The following is a 982-nucleotide window of genomic DNA, read 5'->3' as shown; positions in this document are numbered from 1 at the left end:
GGGTCGCCTGGGGCGAAGCCGAGAACGTCTGGCATCGGCGGCACGGCGCTGAACCCAGCCTCGACCGCTGCGCCGGCTGCGACGCCTTCATGCTCGATGGTCCCGGCATGTCCCTGCTGGACGGCGCCGTGGTCCATGTCGGTCAGGATTACGGGTTGGAGTGCCTGACCGCCTACGGCGAGAAGTGGCGCGGTGCCGCCTATGTCGGCCTGGGGGCGATGGGGCTGGAACCGCTGGGGTGGAGATCGTGATCGGCGGCATGGCCCGCGCGCCGCCGGCCGTGGCCGGGCTGATTCACCCCCCCTGCTGCCGGCAGAATAACACTGCAATCTTGCAATTCGACATTCAGAAACAAGGAAACTACAAATGGTTTTCGTAAAAGGAATGAGCGGAAATCCCGGCGGCCGGCCGAAGCTGAAGGTGAACCTTCGGGAACTGGCGCAAGAAAACACCATGGAGGCGCTGGAGACCCTGGTGCAGGTGATGCGAACGGGGAAGCCGGGAGAGCGGCTGGTTGCGGCAAACGCGATCCTAGACCGCGCTTACGGTCGGCCGACCCAATCCGTCGAGATGTCGGGTGATCGCTCGACCCTCGTCGATCTGCTGGTCAGCCTGAACAAAAGCCATCCCGTCGATGGCGAACAGGAAGCCGACAGGGCCGATGGCGACGACAAAGACGTCGATCTGCATCGCGTGGCCGATCCGGTTCACTAGATCCTCCGTTATGGAACCAGGGGCAGAGCGCGAATGTGTTCTGCCTCCCTTCCCTCGCAGAAGTTATCTAATCAAGCACAGACTGATAGTTCCTCTCCCGCCGGCCATTAAATTGAATGCCGAACATATTCTTCGGTGAGGGGGTTGAAAGAAACGAAGCCGAGATCGGTCAGTTCGTTTTCCCTCGCAAAATTCTCAATCACGCTTTGGTCTTGGCCGCATCGGACAAGCGCTCCTGTATCGTCAAACACGCCATAGCAGTGAAAAT

The 982-nt window shown here is 60.4% G+C and carries 3 protein-coding genes; all 3 read left to right on the top strand.

Annotated features, from left to right (window positions below):
* Window positions 1-251, top strand: a 251-nt coding sequence (locus N826_RS44630; protein ID WP_044438030.1) for a hypothetical protein, incomplete at its 5' end; no start/stop codon positions are given.
* On the top strand, window positions 239-379 hold the full coding sequence (locus N826_RS44625; RefSeq protein WP_169789524.1) for a hypothetical protein: 141 nt from the start codon (window positions 239-241) through the stop codon (window positions 377-379). The genes N826_RS44630 and N826_RS44625, both read left to right, overlap by 13 nt.
* Window positions 367-714 carry a hypothetical protein gene (locus N826_RS45100; RefSeq protein WP_044438029.1) on the top strand — a complete coding sequence of 116 codons (348 nt, stop codon included), beginning with the start codon at window positions 367-369 and terminating at the stop codon, window positions 712-714. The genes N826_RS44625 and N826_RS45100 overlap by 13 nt, the downstream gene beginning before the upstream one ends.
* Window positions 715-982 lie beyond the last annotated feature (268 nt).

This window comes from Skermanella aerolata KACC 11604, assembly GCF_000936425.1.
Classification (GTDB): domain Bacteria; phylum Pseudomonadota; class Alphaproteobacteria; order Azospirillales; family Azospirillaceae; genus Skermanella; species Skermanella aerolata.
The sequence above is the reverse complement of the archived record's forward strand: the minus strand, read 5'-3'. Positions and strand labels throughout refer to the sequence as shown.

What these genes read in the sequence shown, in the direction of transcription:
- N826_RS45100 (WP_044438029.1), top strand. Translation starts at nt 367, where the DNA reads ATGGTTTTCGTAAAAGGAATGAGCGGAAATCCCGGCGGCCGGCCGAAG.